This is a genomic window from Stenotrophomonas sp. 86428_Sma (assembly GCF_056481585.1).
Window position 1 is genome coordinate 761,973 of the sequence record NZ_CM151156.1, and the last position, 14,966, is coordinate 776,938.

General features: G+C 67.9%; 15 protein-coding genes. 11 read left to right on the forward strand and 4 right to left on the reverse strand.

All coding sequences use genetic code 11. The features are described from left to right. Positions 1-3 precede the first annotated feature (3 nt). Complete coding sequence (locus ACZK3J_RS03375) at positions 4-603, forward strand: ChuX/HutX family heme-like substrate-binding protein (RefSeq protein ID WP_032129934.1); 600 nt, start codon at positions 4-6, stop codon at positions 601-603. A 73-nt stretch (positions 604-676) separates the two neighbouring features. Next, positions 677-1,603, forward strand: coding sequence for a DUF6607 family protein (locus tag ACZK3J_RS03380; RefSeq protein ID WP_478476416.1), 927 nt, complete (start codon positions 677-679; stop codon positions 1,601-1,603). Between the two features lie 520 nt (positions 1,604-2,123). On the opposite strand, the gene ACZK3J_RS03385 is transcribed toward ACZK3J_RS03380, so the two are convergent. The 3 genes from ACZK3J_RS03385 to ACZK3J_RS03395 all read right to left on the reverse strand — a co-directional run bounded on the left by ACZK3J_RS03385 (position 2,124) and on the right by ACZK3J_RS03395 (position 5,878). Beyond that, complete coding sequence (locus ACZK3J_RS03385; RefSeq protein WP_238380440.1) at positions 2,124-2,609, reverse strand: hypothetical protein; 486 nt, start codon at positions 2,607-2,609, stop codon at positions 2,124-2,126. Positions 2,610-2,717: 108 nt separating this feature from the next. Next, complete coding sequence (locus tag ACZK3J_RS03390; protein WP_100437901.1) at positions 2,718-5,234, reverse strand: ABC transporter permease; 2,517 nt, start codon at positions 5,232-5,234, stop codon at positions 2,718-2,720. Continuing rightward, positions 5,231-5,878, reverse strand: a complete 648-nt coding sequence (locus ACZK3J_RS03395; protein WP_100437902.1) for an ABC transporter ATP-binding protein — start codon at positions 5,876-5,878, stop codon at positions 5,231-5,233. The genes ACZK3J_RS03390 and ACZK3J_RS03395 overlap by 4 nt, the downstream gene beginning before the upstream one ends. Positions 5,879-5,953: 75 nt before the next feature. On the opposite strand from ACZK3J_RS03395, the gene ACZK3J_RS03400 reads away from it, so the two are divergent. The 3 genes from ACZK3J_RS03400 (at position 5,954) to ACZK3J_RS03410 (ending at position 8,826) form a co-directional block, all read left to right on the forward strand. After that, a complete protein-coding gene (locus ACZK3J_RS03400; RefSeq protein ID WP_049422849.1) occupies positions 5,954-6,598 on the forward strand; it encodes an arylesterase in 645 nt (214 codons plus the stop codon). 87 nt (positions 6,599-6,685) lie between these two features. After that, the gene (locus tag ACZK3J_RS03405; RefSeq protein WP_002811889.1) at positions 6,686-7,399 is read left to right on the forward strand and encodes a response regulator transcription factor; all 714 of its coding nucleotides are present in this window, start codon (positions 6,686-6,688) and stop codon (positions 7,397-7,399) included. Positions 7,400-7,554: 155 nt separating this feature from the next. Next, a complete protein-coding gene (locus ACZK3J_RS03410; RefSeq protein ID WP_100437903.1) occupies positions 7,555-8,826 on the forward strand; it encodes a sensor histidine kinase in 1,272 nt (423 codons plus the stop codon). 116 nt (positions 8,827-8,942) lie between these two features. Here ACZK3J_RS03410 and ACZK3J_RS03415 read toward each other — a convergent pair whose 3' ends face one another. Continuing rightward, on the reverse strand, positions 8,943-9,644 hold the full coding sequence (locus tag ACZK3J_RS03415; protein ID WP_100437904.1) for an SGNH/GDSL hydrolase family protein: 702 nt from the start codon (positions 9,642-9,644) through the stop codon (positions 8,943-8,945). A gap of 213 nt (positions 9,645-9,857) precedes the next feature. Between ACZK3J_RS03415 and ACZK3J_RS03420 the strand changes: the two genes are divergently transcribed. The 6 genes from ACZK3J_RS03420 (at position 9,858) to ACZK3J_RS03445 (ending at position 14,963) form a co-directional block, all read left to right on the forward strand. Beyond that, entirely contained in the window at positions 9,858-10,253 is a 396-nt protein-coding gene (locus tag ACZK3J_RS03420) for a diacylglycerol kinase (protein ID WP_032129924.1), read from the forward strand. A gap of 32 nt (positions 10,254-10,285) precedes the next feature. Beyond that, positions 10,286-11,035 (forward strand): TerC family protein, encoded by a 750-nt coding sequence (locus ACZK3J_RS03425; RefSeq protein WP_004144462.1) that lies wholly within the window; start codon positions 10,286-10,288, stop codon positions 11,033-11,035. Positions 11,036-11,255: 220 nt separating this feature from the next. Next, complete coding sequence (locus ACZK3J_RS03430) at positions 11,256-12,416, forward strand: MFS transporter (RefSeq protein WP_100437905.1); 1,161 nt, start codon at positions 11,256-11,258, stop codon at positions 12,414-12,416. Between the two features lie 541 nt (positions 12,417-12,957). Then, the gene (locus ACZK3J_RS03435) at positions 12,958-13,578 is read left to right on the forward strand and encodes a LemA family protein (protein ID WP_032130538.1); all 621 of its coding nucleotides are present in this window, start codon (positions 12,958-12,960) and stop codon (positions 13,576-13,578) included. Positions 13,579-13,581: 3 nt separating this feature from the next. Beyond that, on the forward strand, positions 13,582-14,469 hold the full coding sequence (locus ACZK3J_RS03440) for a TPM domain-containing protein (protein WP_100437906.1): 888 nt from the start codon (positions 13,582-13,584) through the stop codon (positions 14,467-14,469). Continuing rightward, the gene (locus ACZK3J_RS03445) at positions 14,469-14,963 is read left to right on the forward strand and encodes a TPM domain-containing protein (protein WP_060380614.1); all 495 of its coding nucleotides are present in this window, start codon (positions 14,469-14,471) and stop codon (positions 14,961-14,963) included. The genes ACZK3J_RS03440 and ACZK3J_RS03445 overlap by 1 nt, the downstream gene beginning before the upstream one ends. Positions 14,964-14,966 lie beyond the last annotated feature (3 nt).

Sequence of the window (14,966 nt, forward strand, 5' to 3'; positions counted from 1 at the left end):
CTCATGAGCCGAGCACTGTCCGCACGCAGGAATGACTCCATTGCCGCGCCGCACAGCGCGGCCTGGCCGACCCCGGCACAGCTGGCCACGCTCGGCACCGTGCTGTGCCTGTACCACGCCGACGGCAACGAGCTGGGCGGCTGGCGCCAGGCCGTACGCGTGCATGCCTGCCAGGGCGTGGACAGCGAAGGCCTGCGCGAAAGCCTGTGCTTCCTCGATGGCCGCGGCCGCTGCGTGTGGCGCCTGTACCTGCTGCCGGACAGCGACTTCCTGGCCTGGGACCGGCTGGTGGCTGCGCTGCCGCCGGGGCCCGAGCACGACAGCGACGGCAGTGTCGGCGAACGCCTGTGGCGGCGCCTGGCCGGTCATCTGGGTGGCCAGCGCTGGCGCCTGTGCGCGCTGCGCCTGCATGCCGCCGACGATGGCCGCACGCTGGCCGCCAGTCTGTCGACCCTGTCCTCGCTGGGCGCAGCCACCGCGCGCCGCATTGCACGGCTGGAAGGTGCCGAAGGCGAGCTGGCAATCGACGATTGCTGCTGTGCCGATGCCGCGCGGCGTCCGGCGCCGCGGATTCCCGGCGACCTGCCGCTGATCCGCCTGTGACCCACTCCTGATGGAACGCCTGTCGGCCACGGACGGCCTCTCAACGCATCTGCAACCCCGAAGGAAGACCCCGATGAAGCTCCAGACAGCCAGCGCCCTGCTTGTGCTCGCCGCCAGCGGCGTGGCCAGCGCGCAGCCCTCCGATATCGCCCGTGAACACGACAGCATCCCTGCCATGCAGGGTGAGTACACCGTGGACTTCGCCTTCGACGAGACCGTGCTGCTGAAGCCGGGCTACGAGCGCGCACCGGCGATGCGCAGTGGCGGCAACGAAGTGGTCATCGTGGTCGAAGACACGCCGAAGCGCATCGTGCTGCAGCACCTGCTGCTGGACGAGAAGAGCGGCCACATCACCAAGCACTGGCGCCAGGACTGGGTGTACGAAGCACCGAACCGTTTCGAGTTCAGTGCCGACCAGACCTGGAAGGTGCGCAGCATTCCGGCGGCGGTGAACCAGGGCGCCTGGACCCAGTGCGTATACGAAGTGAGCGACGCACCGCGCTATTGCGGCACCGGCACGTGGACCTACACCAACAACGTGCCGAGCTGGACCAGCGACCTGAGCTGGCGTCCGCTGCCGCGCCGTGAGTACACCAAGCGCAGTGACTACAACGCGCTGGCCGTGATCAACCGCCACACGCTGACCCCGAACGGCTGGACCCACGAGCAGTTCAACACCAAGGTGCAGCGCAACGCCGATGGCAGCCAGGTGGAGATCGCCCGCGAGTTCGGCTTCAACGACTACGTGAAGACCACCGAGGTCGACTTCACCCCGGCGCGCAACTACTGGAAGGCCACCGCCGGTTACTGGGCCAAGGTGCGCCAGTGCTGGGATGGCTTCCTCGGCCAGGCCCCGGGGGTGCACCTGAAGACCAAGATCGACGGCATGGCGATGATCATCCCGATGTTCACCCAGGCCGAAGAGATCCAGGCCGGCAAGAAGGTGAAGGACAAGCAGATCGACGACGTGTTCGCCAAGTACGTGGAAAAGGCCCAGTAAGTCGAGCCCTGCTCGACTCATGGCGCGGATCCTCTGGTCAGGTGCCGCGCCGCATATTCGCTTCTGGTAGGTGCCGAGCTTGCTCGGCACGCTCTTCGTTGGCGATTGCACACCGCATCCACGCATGGCGTGGATCTACCGTGCCGCATATCCGCTCCTGGTAGGTGCCGAGCTTGCTCGGCACGCTCTTCATCGGTGATCGCACACCGCATCCACGCATGGCGTGGATCTACCGTGCCGCATATCCGCTTCTGGTAGGTGCCGAGCTTGCTCGGCACGCTCTTCGTCGGTGATCGCACACCGCATCCACGCATGGCGTGGATCTACCGTGCCGCATATCCGCTTCTGATAGGTGCCGAGCTTGCTCGGCACGCTCTCCATCGGTGATCGCACACCGCATCCACGCATGGCGTGGATCTACCGTGCCGCATATCCGCTCCTGGTAGGTGCCGAGCTTGCTCGGCACGCTCTGCATCGGTGATCGCACGCTGCATCCATGCCATGCGTGGATGCGATGCACTCAGGACGCCGGCCCACTCAAGGTGGTCAGGTCCAGCCCGGCGTCCTGGAAGGCACGCAGGGTAGCCTGCAGGCTGGCCTCGTCATCGCGGGTGCGAACGCCCATGACAGCTTGGTGGCAACGCACTCGATCCGTGCTGCAGGCGCTACGGTCCGGCAGCAGCAGCGCGGTCTGTGCGACGAGGATCGCCATGTGCGCCACTTCCTTTCTCGGCTTCGGTTGGCCCCGGTAGAACCGGTCGAACTCAGCACGCAGGTCGGCCACCACGCCGGCATCGCTGCGCGTGCGTGACACGCTGGCCGGAACCAGATAGGTCGGGTGGCCCTCGAGGAAGGCTTGCGCTTCATCGGCCAGCACCGTTTCCAGCACGAAGGCCTGCACCGCGTCAGGAACATAGCCCTCCGCCGCGCGGGCGACCGCGGGCAGCACCGCGGTGAGCAGCGGGGAACTGGCCAGAAGGATGCGCAGGCAGAGGCTGTATTTCATCTTCATTCCTTGAACATCGGGAGCGCGGGAGCAACGTTCCGCGCTTCCGGACGATCTGATCGGGTGGGGCGCGCAGCATAGCGCCCCCCCGAGCGTGTCACGATCGCGTCAGGCTTCGCGCAGGGCCAGTGCCGGTGGCGTATGCAGGATCGCCCGCGTACCCCACCAGCCTGCCAGCAGGCTCAAGCCGATGCCGACCACGCCGCCGATCAGCAGGCCCGGCCACGGCGGCAGCAACGGCAGCTCGAACACCTTCTGCGAGACCGCCACACCGATCGCAGCGGCCGCGCCCACCGCCAGCAACGCCGCCAGCGTGCCCAGCGCACCGAATTCCACCAGTACCGCGCCACGCAGCTGGCGCCGGGTCGCGCCCAGCGTGCGCAGCACCGCGCTGTCGTAGCGGCGTTCACCCGCCGTGGCCTGCAGCGCGGCCAGCAGCACCAGCACGCCGGCCAGCAGACTGAACACCATCACCAGCTGCACCGCCTGTGCCACCCGTTCCATCACATCGCGCACCTGCGAGATCACCGCGTCCACGTCCAGCAGCGACAGGTTCGGCTGCGCGCGTACCAGCTCGCCCAGTCCGGCGGCCTTGCCGGCCGGTAGATGGAATGCCGACAGCAGGTTGTGTGGCGTATCGCCCACCGCATTCGGGTTCAGCAGCACGAAGAAGTTCGGACGGAAAGTGTTCCAGTCGGCCTTGCGCACGCTGGTGACAGTGAACTCGCGTTCCTGCTCGCCCACCGCAATGGTGATGCGGTCGCCGGGATGCACGCCGTAGCGCTTGGCCCAGCCGATTTCCACCGAGGCTTCGGCGGCGGTGCTGTCTGCCTTCCAGAAGGTGCCGTTGACCAGTGTGTTGGCCGGCGGGAAGCTGTTGCGCCAGCTGAAGTTCAACGGCCGGTTCTCGTCGTCGTCATCGCGCTGGCCTTCGCCCTGTGCCGGCTGCCCGTTCTGCTCCGGCGAGCGGTCCACGCGCAGCGGCGGCTTGCCGTTGATCGCGATCAGGCGGCCAGTGGCCATCGGTTCGATGCTGGCGTCGTTGGCGCCCAGTCCACGCAGTGCGGCCAGCACGCTGTCGCGCTGTTCGGGCTGGATGTTGATCAGGAAGTAGTTCGGCGTATCCGCGGGCAGTCGCTCGCGCCACTGCTGCAGCAGGCCGGGGCCGGTCACCGCCAGCAGCAACAGCGCGCACAGCGACAGCGACAGCCCCACCAGCTGCATCACCGCCAGCATCCGGCGCCGGGTCAGCGCGGCCAGACCCAGCCGCCAGTGGCCATGCAGGCGGTGCTGCAGGCCGCGCAGCAGCTGCAGCAGCACGAAGCCGACCACGCCGGCCGCCACCGCCAGCGCGGCCAACCCGCCCAGCACCCACAGCGCCAGCTTGAGATCACCGGTGACCTGCACCGCCAGCAGCAGGCTGGCCGCCAGGGCAGCCACGTAGGCCAGCAGCGAAGCCGGCGGCAGGGCGGCGAAGGAACGGTTGAGCACCCGCATCGGCGGCACCCCGCGCAGGCGCAGCAGCGGGGGCAGGCCGAAGCCGAACAGCAGCAACAGCCCGATGCCGGCACCGGTCAGCGCAGGCATTGCCTCGGGCAGCGGCAGGCGCTGCGGCACCAGACTGCCCAGCACCTGCACCAGGCCTTCCTGCGCCGCCATGCCCAGGCCGATGCCGAGTGCGCAGGCCGGCACCGCCAGCATCAGCAGCTGCAGTGCCAGACCGGACAGGATGTCGCGCTGGCGCGCGCCCAGGCAGCGCAGGATCGCCACCTGGTCGATGCGGCGCAGGGCGAAGCGGTTCGCCGCCAGCGCCGTGGCAACACCGGCCAGCAATACCGCCAGCAGCGCGCTGAGGCCGAGGAAGCGCCCGGCCAGGTCGAAGGCCTGGCGCACGCCACGCTGGGTGTCGTCCACACTCAGCAGGCGCAGGCCCTTCACCTGCGGCAGCAGCCATTGCCGAAGTGCCGCGATCGGCTCTGCTGCTCCGGCGAACATCAGCCGGTAGTTGATGCGGCTGCCCGGACCGAGCAGGCCGGTGCCTTCCACATCGGCGCGGTTGACCAGCAGGGTGGGGGAAAGCGTAAGCAGATCGCCGCCGGTATCCGGCTCGGCCTCGATGATGCCGGCGATGCGCAGCGTGCCAGCGCCGAATTCAAGGTCGTCACCGGCCTTCAGTCCCAGCCCCTGGAGAAGGCGTGGGTCGGCATAGGCCTGGCCCTTGGCCGGCATGCCGGCGTCGGCGATCAGGGCGCCCCCGGGCGTGGCCCGCACCCGCAGCGTGCCACGCAGCGGATAGCCCGCCTGCACCGCCTTGATGCTGGCCATCTGGCTGGCATCGGCGTTGAACAGCACGCTGCCGAAGCTGGCGATACGGGTGTAGGAAAGTCCGCGCCGCTGCGCCTCGTCGGCGAACGCCTGCGGCGGGTCATCGCGCCCGGCGATGCCGAGGTCGCCGCCTAGCATTTCCGCTGCGCTGCCGGTCAGTGCCAGGTTGACCCGGTTCACCAGCGTGCCGACCGCGGTCATCACCGCCACGCCCAGCACCAGCGCGGCGAACACGGTCAGCAGGTCGCCGGCCAGCGCCTCGCGGCGCAGCGCGCGCCACGCGTGCCGCAGCAGGTTCATGCCTGCGCCCCACGCTCGACCGGCAGCAGGCGGCCGTCGTCGATGCGGTGGATGTACTGGCAACGCTGGGCCAGGCGCAGGTCGTGAGTGACCAGCACCAGGGTGGTGCCGCTGCCGGCGTTGAGTTCGAACAGCAGGTCGCTGATGTGCTGGCCGGTGGCGTGGTCCAGCGAGCCGGTTGGTTCGTCGGCGAACAGGATGCGCGGGCGGGTGACGAAGGCACGTGCCAGTGCCACGCGCTGCTGCTCGCCGCCCGACAACTGGCGTGGATAGTGGCGGGCGCGATGGGCCAGGCCGACCTGGGCCAGCACTTCTTCGACCCGCGCCCGGTCTTCGCGCCCAGCCAGTTCCAGCGGCAGCGCGACATTCTCGGCGGCGGTCAGTGCCGGCAGCAGATGGAAGCTCTGGAACACGAAGCCGACCTCACGCGCGCGCAGCTGGGCGCGGGTCTCCTCGTCCAGCGCCGCCAGGTCCTGGCCGGCCAGCGCGATGCGGCCGCGGCTGGGCAGGTCCAGCCCGGCCAGCAGGCCGAGCAGGGTGGTCTTGCCGGAACCGGAGGCGCCGACGATGGCCGCGCTGGTCCCTTCATGGACGGTCAGGGTGATGTTGTCCAGTATGTGGACTTCACCCTCCGGGCCCTGCACGGATTTGCCGACCTGGTCGACGGCGATGGCAACGGACGCGCTGCGGGGGGACAGGCTGTCGATGAGGAGACTCCAATGCGCAAGACGGGATGGAGCCGGCGAGCCGGCGTGATGATGGTGCTGCTGCTAGGGTTCCTGCTGCTGCCTGGGCTGGCGTGTGCCAAAGGTCCGGCTGGCACCGTGCTGGTGCTCGGCGACAGCCTCAGTGCTGCCCACAATATCCCTGCCGACGCCGGCTGGGTGAGCCTGCTGCAGCAGCGGGTCAGGCAGCAGTCGAAAACACCGGCGCGCATCGTCAACGCCAGCATGAGCGGGGAGACCACCGCTGGCGCGCTGACCCGCCTGCCCGGCCTGCTGGCGAAGGAAAAGCCGACCGTGGTGGTGATTGCCCTCGGCGGCAACGATGCACTGCGCGGGCTGACCCCGGCGCAGGTGCAGGGCAACCTGGAAAAGATGGTGCAGGCCAGCCAGAAGGCCGGTGCCAAGGTGCTGCTGCTGGGCATCGACGTGCCGCCCAACTACGGGCCAGCCTATCGCCAGCGCCTGGCGGCGGCCTACAAGGCGCTGGCCACGCAGTACAAGGTGCCGCTGCTGCCCTTCCTGCTGGAGGGCGTGGCCCTGCAGCCGGGCATGATGCAGGCCGACGGGCTGCACCCGACCGCACAGGCGCAGCCGAAGGTGCTGGACAACGTCTGGCCGCTGCTCAGACCGCTGCTCTGAACCGTTTGTTTACCTCTTGACGGAACTTCACATCGCGTCCACCGTCGATCCGGCATGTTTCACAAAGCTGAAGTTAGAGGGAATCACATGCGTCAGACGAAGGAGACCTCCGGCTTGGTGCTGGTGGTCGAAGACAACCGCAACATCTCCGAAATGATCGGGGAATACCTGGAAGGTCGCGGCTTCGAAGTCGACTATGCACAGGACGGCCTGGATGGCTACCGCCTTGCGGCGGAAAACAGCTATGACGTCGTGGTGCTCGACTTGATGTTGCCGCGCCTGGATGGCATCGAAGTGTGCCGTCGCCTGCGCAACGATGCGCGCAAGTCCACCCCGGTGCTGATGCTCACGGCACGCGACACGCTGGACGACAAGCTCACCGGCCTCGGTTTCGGCGCCGATGACTACCTGACCAAGCCGTTCGCGATCCAGGAGCTGGAAGCCCGCCTGCGCGCGCTGATCCGCCGCGAGCGTCGCCAGGTCGGTTCGGAAGTGCTGAAGGTCGCCGACCTGGTGCTCGATCCGGTCAGCATGCGTGCCACCCGTGCCGGTACCGAGCTGCAGCTGTCGCCGATCGGCCTGCGCCTGCTGACCATCCTGATGCGCGAATCGCCGCGCGTGGTCACCCGCCAGGAGATCGAACGCGAGATCTGGGGCAACGGCCTGCCGGATTCGGACACCCTGCGCAGCCACCTGTACAACCTGCGCAAGATCATCGACAAGCCGTTCGACCGTCCGCTGCTGCATACCGTGCAGAGTGCCGGCTACCGCATTGCCGACATCGCCCAGCCGATGGCCTGAGCAGGCCCGCGCCGGTGCAGCCGCAGGCCGGGCCGGGCTGCGGCCAGGCACAAGGGCAGGGGATGACCGTCCGGCAGTGCCGCCGGTCATCGCCCGTGCATCCCAACGGCGCGGTGCGCTGCCTATAATCGCAGCGCTCTGACCGGGACCCCGCAATGCCGCACGGCCTGCCGCGCAAGATCCGTATCGCTTTCATCCTGCAGGCAGTGCTGGCCAGCCTGGGCATCCTGCTCGGTGCGTGGCTGGTTTCGCTGGTGATCAAGCACAGCCTGGTCGGCGCCGCCCTGCGCGAGGAGGCAGCGTACTTCTGGACGCTGCACGAGGCCTCGCCGGTGCAGCCGCCACCCAACACCCAGAACATCCGTGGCTACCTGCTGGAAAGCGGGCAGTCGGCCCTGTCGTTGCCGGCCAATCTGCGCAACCTGGAGCCCGGCTTCCACGAACTGCCCAAGGACGACCAGCTGGTGCTGGTCGATGTGCGCCCGGCCGGCCGCCTCTACCTGGTATTCCTGCGTTCGCGCGCGGAAATGCTGGCGTTCTGGTTCGGCATCGTGCCGGTGCTGCTGACCCTGCTGGCGGTGTATGGCGCCAGTTGGGTCACCTATCGTGCGTCCAAGCGCCTGGTATCGCCGGTGAACTGGCTGGCGCGACGCGTCTCGCGCTGGGACCCGGGCCACCCGGAGGCGGCCGACCTGGAGCCGAACAAGCTGCCGGCGGACATGCAGGGCGAAACCCGCCAGCTGGCGGCCGCACTGCATTCGCTGGCCAACCGGGTCAGCGCGCACGTGGCGCGCGAGCGCAATTTCACCCGCGATGCCAGCCATGAACTGCGCACACCGCTGACCGTCATCCGCGTGGCCAGCGACATGGCGCTGGGCGATGACAGCCTGGAGCCGCGCCTGCGCCGCAGCCTGCAGCGCATCCAGCGTGCAGGCCGTGACATGGAGGCGGTGATCGATGCCTTCCTGATCCTGGCCCGCGAGGCCGACGTCGAGCCGCAGATCGAGCTGTTCGACGTCAACGACATCGTCCGCTACGAAGTGGACAACGCCAACGAACTGCTGGGTACGCGCCCGGTGTCGGTGCACCTGCACAGCGATGGCCCGGTGCAGCTGCATGCGCCGCCGCGGGTGCTGCAGGTGGTGGTCAGCAACCTGGTGCGCAACGCGTGCAGCTACACCGATGAGGGGCGCATCGACGTGCATGTGCACAACGACCGGGTGGTGGTGCGCGATACCGGTATCGGCATGTCGGCCGACGCACTGTCGCGGGCCTTCGAGCCGTTCTACCGCGCCGAGCCGAGCCGCCCGCAGGGCACCGGCCTGGGCCTGTCGATCGTGCGCCGGCTGTGCGACCGCTTCGGCTGGAAGGTCAGCCTGGCCAGCGAGCCGGGTCAGGGCACCGAGGCCACGGTGGTGTTCCGCTGACGCGGCACCTGCTGCCTCGGTAGATGCCGACCTTGGTCGGCGCTTTCAACAGGATTCACGCCGGTGCCCCATGCCAACCAAGGTTGGCATCTACCGGAGCGAGGCCGCAGCCTTCTTCAATCGCACTTCACCTTCGGCGCCAGCGCCCTGGTCCAGATCGCATAGCCGGCCGGGGTCATGTGCAGCATGTCCTCGCGGAACAGCGACGCATCCGGCTGGCCGTCGATGCCGAGCATCGGCGTGTAGACGTCGGTGAAACCGGTGTTGGGCAGCTTGGCCAGGGCTGCCTTGATCAGCGTGTTGGCCTCGTTGATCGCCGGCAGCAGGTGCGCGCGCGACGGGCTTGGCTTGATCGACAGGTACTCCACCTTCGTCTTCGGCAGGTCGCGATGCACGCGCTGCACGAAGGCAACCACATCGTCGCGCACCTGCACGGCGCTGCGGCCGCTGTTGAGGTCGTTGTCACCGGCGTAGAAGAACACCTTGCACGGTGCATACGGCACCACGATGCGGTCGGCATACCAGGTGCTGTCGCGCACTTCCGAACCGCCGAAGCCACGGTTGAACACCGGCTGGCCGGGGAAGTCGGCTGCCAGGCCTTCCCACATGCGGATCGAGGAGCTGCCGATGAACTCGATGCCGCCCCGTGGCGGCGGGCTGGCCTGGTCGGCGCTGGCAAAGTGGGCCATGTCGCCGGCCCAGGCCACGTTGGAGACCTGCTCGGGCACGCGCGGCGGCTTGGCCGGGCTCAGCGCCTGGGCCAGGGGGGCGGCGGTCAGCAGGCCCAGCATCAGCAGGCAGGTACGGCGACGGGACATCAGGCGCTCCAGCAGGGAAGGGGAAAGCCATCATAGAAGCTGGGGCGGGCCGGGGCTTGCCCCTGGCAGTCCATTCACCGGGCCGGTGCCGGGATGCGGCTGGCGGCCTTGTGGCAAAATGGCGGCCATCTGCCTATCCCTGTGCACCCATGATTCCCTGCCGTGCGTCTGAGCGGTCGCTGCGCCGCGCCCCTGTTGCTGGATGTTCCACCCGTGGCTGATCAGTTCGGCCATCTGCCCCGCGGCCCGCGCCGCATCTTCCAGGCCGCCCGCTGGTCCTGGCAGGGCCTGCGCGCCGCCTGGCTGCATGAGTCCTCGTTCCGGCTGGAGGTCTACCTGCTGATCCTGCTGACTCCGGTCGCGGTCTGGCTGGGCCAGACCCCGGTCGAGCGCGCGCTGCTGATCGGCTCGATGCTGCTGGTGCTGGCGATGGAACTGGCCAACTCGGCCATCGAGGCGGTGATCGAACGTTACGGCAGCGAGATCCACGAGCTGGCCGGCCGCGCCAAGGACATGGGTTCGGCGGCAGTGTTCGTGCTGATGATGAACGTGCTTCTGTGCTGGGCGCTGGTCGTGGTCCCGCATGCAATGGCCGGCAATTACGGCTGATCCCCATTCCCCCACTGCCCTGAAGAGTTTCCATGTCCTTTGAGTTCCTCGCCGACCCCAATGCCTGGGTGACCCTGTTCACCCTGAGCGCACTGGAAATCGTGCTCGGCATCGACAACCTGGTGTTCATTTCCATCGCGGTCAGCAAGCTGCCGGAAGAGCGTCGCCCGTTCGCGCGCAAGCTCGGCATCGCCGTGGCCTGCATCACCCGCATCGCCCTGCTGGTGTCGCTGGCCTATCTGGCGCACATGTCCGCCAACCTGTTCACCGTGGCTGGTATGGGCATCTCCATCCGCGATCTGGTGCTGATCGTCGGTGGCCTGTTCCTGATCATCAAGGGCTACATGGAGATCAAGGAACTGATCACCGGTGGCGAAGACGAGAACCCAGCCACCAGCAAGGCCTCGGGTGTATTCGGCATGGTCATCCTGCAGATCGCCATCATCGACATCGTGTTCTCGCTGGACTCGGTGATCACCGCCGTCGGCATCGCCGATCACATCCCGGTGATGGTCGCCGCCATCCTGCTGTCGGTGCTGGTGATGCTGCTGGCCGCCAACCCGCTGGGCCGCTTCATCGACGCAAACCCGACCGTGAAGATGCTGGCACTGGCCTTCATCCTGCTGATCGGTGCGGTGCTGATCCTGGATGGCCTGGACGTGCACGTGCCCAAGCCCTACATCTATGCCGCCATGGGCTTCTCGGTGTTGGTGGAATGGCTGAACCTGCTGATGCGCCGCCGCGCACGCGATCACCACGTGCCGGGTGCTGGCGACTGGTAAGCAGATCACAGGCCAATGTGTCTTCCAGAACCCCCGGCCAGCGCCGGGGGTTCTGCGTTATGGGACCCATTGGGCTCGCCGGGCCATGCCCGGCGGGGAGGTTCCCGCCAGCTGTGAATTGAGGTCAACAGTGTTTTCCCGGGGCGAGGCTTAATCCGCGGCAGCAAAGCGCGCAGGCTACGCGCTCTTTTCCAGGACCTGCCCCACGCAGGATGACCCCATGAACTCCAGAGCCGCCTTGTTGGCCCTTGCCGTCGGCGCCTTCGCCATCGGCACCACTGAATTCGCGCCGATGGGCCTGCTGCCCGTCATTGCCGACGGCGTCGGTGTGAACATTCCCACCGCCGGCATGCTGATCACCGCCTATGCCGTGGGCGTGATGCTGGGCGCGCCGGTGATGACCCTGCTGATGGGACGGTTTGGCAAGCGCACCGCGCTGATGCTGCTGATGTCGATCTTCGTGGTCGGCAACCTGCTCTCGGCACTGGCCCCGAACTACGGCCTGCTGTTGCTGTCGCGTCTGGTCACCAGCCTCAATCACGGTGCCTTCTTCGGCATCGGTGCGGTGGTCGCCGCCAGCCTGGTGCCGAAGGACAAGCAGGCTGCCGCCGTGGCCACCATGTTCATGGGCCTGACCATCGCCAACATCGGCGGTGTGCCGCTGGCCACCTGGGTGGGCCAGCAGCTGGGCTGGCGTCTGTCCTTCGCCGGTACGGCGGTGCTGGGCCTGGTCGCGATCACCGCGCTCGGCCTCGCGCTGCCGGCATCCGCGCCGGGGCCGCGCCCGGACGTGCGCCGCGAACTGAGAGCGATCCTGCAGCCGCAGGTGCTGCTGGCGATGGCTACCACCGTGCTTGGCGCCGGCGCGATGTTCACCCTCTATACCTACGTGGCACCGGTGCTGACCGAACTGACCGGTGCCTCCAACGCCTTCATCGCGATGTCGCTGGCGCTGATCGGTATCGGCTTCACCTTCGGCAATGGCATCGGTGGGCGCATGGCCGACTGGTCGCTGGATGGTGCCACCCGCATCCTGCTGGCGGTCCTGGCCGTGTTGATGTTCGTACTGCCGCTGGCCTTCATGCACCACGCCACTGCGGCGCTGGGGGTGCTGCTGTTCGGTGCCGCGACTTTTGCGATCGTGCCGCCGTTGCAGATCCGGGTGATGCAGGCGGCCAGCGAGGCGCCGGGCCTGGCGTCGTCGATCAACGTCGGTGCGTTCAACCTGGGCAATGCCGTGGGTGCGGCGCTGGGCGGTGCGGTGATCAGCACGGGCCTGGGCTACGCCGCGATTCCGGTAGCCGGTGGCCTGCTGGCGGCCTCGGGGTTGCTGCTGGCGTGGCTGGGGCGTCCGCGCACTGCGGTGGCTGAGGCTTGCTGAGAGGGGAGGGTTTCCGGCAGGGCTGCGCCCTGCACCCGCCGAAGCAACAGCAACAGCAACAGCAAAAGCCTGCATTCCGTGGGTTGGCGGGGTGGGTCCGGTTGCGGGGGACGCCGTGAATCCGTCCATGGAGGCTTGGCCGCGGCATCCATGCCGCGGACACCCCCGCAACCGGACCCACCCCGCCTTCGACAGATTCCCGCGGTCTGTCGGAACGTCGTTCCGCTCTGGTAGGTGTCGACCTTGGTCGACACGAATGCCTGAAGAACCGGCTTTTGCTTTTGTTTTTTTCTTTTGATCTTCCCGCGGTACGCAGGAAATTGTCCGTGGCCGGGAGGGTGGGTTGGCTGGGGGCGTGAGCCGCATGGATGCGGCGATCGAGCTTACATGGACGTACTTGCAGCGCCCCCCAGCCAACCCACCCTCCCGGCCACCCCCAGAGAACCAGCAAACAACCACCGCGGAGGGGGCGGCGCCCGATGGCCGGTCTTTCACCCGAACCATGGCATGCTCGGCGCCAAGCCCACCCGGAACCTCCGCCATGCGCCTGTTCACCCGTGTCCTGCCCCTGATGCTGTTGGCCTCCCTGCTCTCCGGCTGCGGCTACAACGCCATCCAGCAGAAGGATGAAGCGGTCAAGGCCAGCTGGTCGGAGGTCATCAACCAGTACAAGCGCCGCGCCGACCTGGTGCCCAACCTGGTGCAGACCGTGAAGGGCTTCGCCAGCCAGGAAGAGCGTGTGCTGACTGAAGTGACCAACGCCCGTTCGCGTGTCGGCCAGATCAACGTCAATGCCGACGACGAAGCCTCGCTCAAGCAGTTCCAGCAGGCCCAGGGCGAACTTGGCAGCGCGCTGTCGCGGCTGCTGGTGGTCACCGAGAACTACCCGGAGCTGAAGTCGAACCAGAACTTCCGCGACCTGCAGGCGCAGCTGGAAGGTACCGAGAACCGGGTCACCGTCGCCCGTGGCCGTTACATCCAGCAGGTGCAGGACTACAACACCTACATCCGCTCGTTCCCGCAGGTGATCACCGCCAAGATCTTCGGCTACAAGACCAAGCCGAACTTCACCGTGGACAACGAAGCGCAGATCTCCAACGCGCCGGCGGTCGATTTCGGCAACGCGCCGCAGCAGCAGCCGGCACCGCAGCCGGGGACCTGATCGATGCGCCTGGCCTCTGCGCTGCTGGCCCTGCTGCTGTGGCTGCCGCTGGCCTCGCATGCGCAGCAGCTGGCGCCGGTTCCTGCGCTGGATTCGCCGGTGGTCGATACCACCGGCACGCTGGATGCCGCGCAGAAGCAGGCGCTGGTGCAGCAGGCGATCGAACTGCAGCAGCGCAAGGGCAGCCAGCTGCAGGTGCTGGTGGTGCCGACCACCCAGCCGGAGGACATCGCGCAGTACACCACGCGGGTCTTCGACCAGTGGCAGATCGGCCGCAAGGGCGTGGATGACGGGGTGCTGCTGGTGGTGGCCAAGGACGACCGGCGCGTGCGCATCGAGCCGGGCTACGGTCTGGAAGGCGCCATTCCCGATGCCATCGCCAACCGGGTCATCCAGGAATACCTGGTGCCGCGCTTCCGCAGCGGCGACTACGCCGGTGGCATCACCGACGCCACGGCGGTGCTGGTCAAGCTGATCGACGGCGAAACGCTGCCGGCACCGGTCAGCGGCCATCGCGGGCGTGAGCCCAGCGGTGGTGGCGATACCTGGTTCCTGGCGCTGTTCATCGGTGTGTTCGCCGGCAGCATCCTGCGCGGCGTGTTCTCGCGCGTGCCGCGCCCGCTGCGAGGCCTTCTCGGCGGCGCCGGTGCAGCGCTGGCGGCGTTCCTGTTCACGTCCACGCTGCTGGCCAGTGGCCTGGCCGGCGTCGTAGGGCTGATCGTGGCCATGCTCTCCGGTCATCCGGGCCGCTTTGCCGGCGGCGGCGGCTGGGGCGGTGGCAGCTGGGGCGGCGGAGGCGGCTTCGGCGGGGGCGGTGGATTTGGTGGTGGCGGCGGCTGGGGTGGCGGTGGTGGCCGCTCCGGTGGTGGCGGTGCTTCGGGGGGCTGGTGATGATCCAACGTCTATGTCGGCACGTGTTTTCGCCGTCGGTACGGCGCGCATTCCCGCCCGCCACATTGCAGGCGATCACCGAGGCCATCGCGGCCGGTGAGCAGCGCCACGGTGGGCAGGTGATGTTCGCGGTGGAAGCGGACCTGCCGCTGGCCGCGCTGTGGCACAGGGTGACCCCGCGCCAGGCTGCCGAGCATGCCTTTGCCCGCCTGCGCACCTGGGATACCACCCACAACAACGGTGTACTGATCTACCTGCTGCTGGCTGACCACGCCATCGAGATCGTCGCCGACCGGGGCCTGCAGGGCCGGGTCAGTCCGGCGCAGTGGCAGCGGGTCTGCACCCACCTGCGCGAGGGCCTGCGTGGTTCCCATCCGGTGGAAGCGCTGCAGGATGCCATCGACGAGGTCTCCAGCCTGATCGAAGGGCACTTTCCGGCCTCGACGCGGTCGAACGATGACGCGTTGCCGAACTCGCCCCAGCTCCTTGGTTGAGCC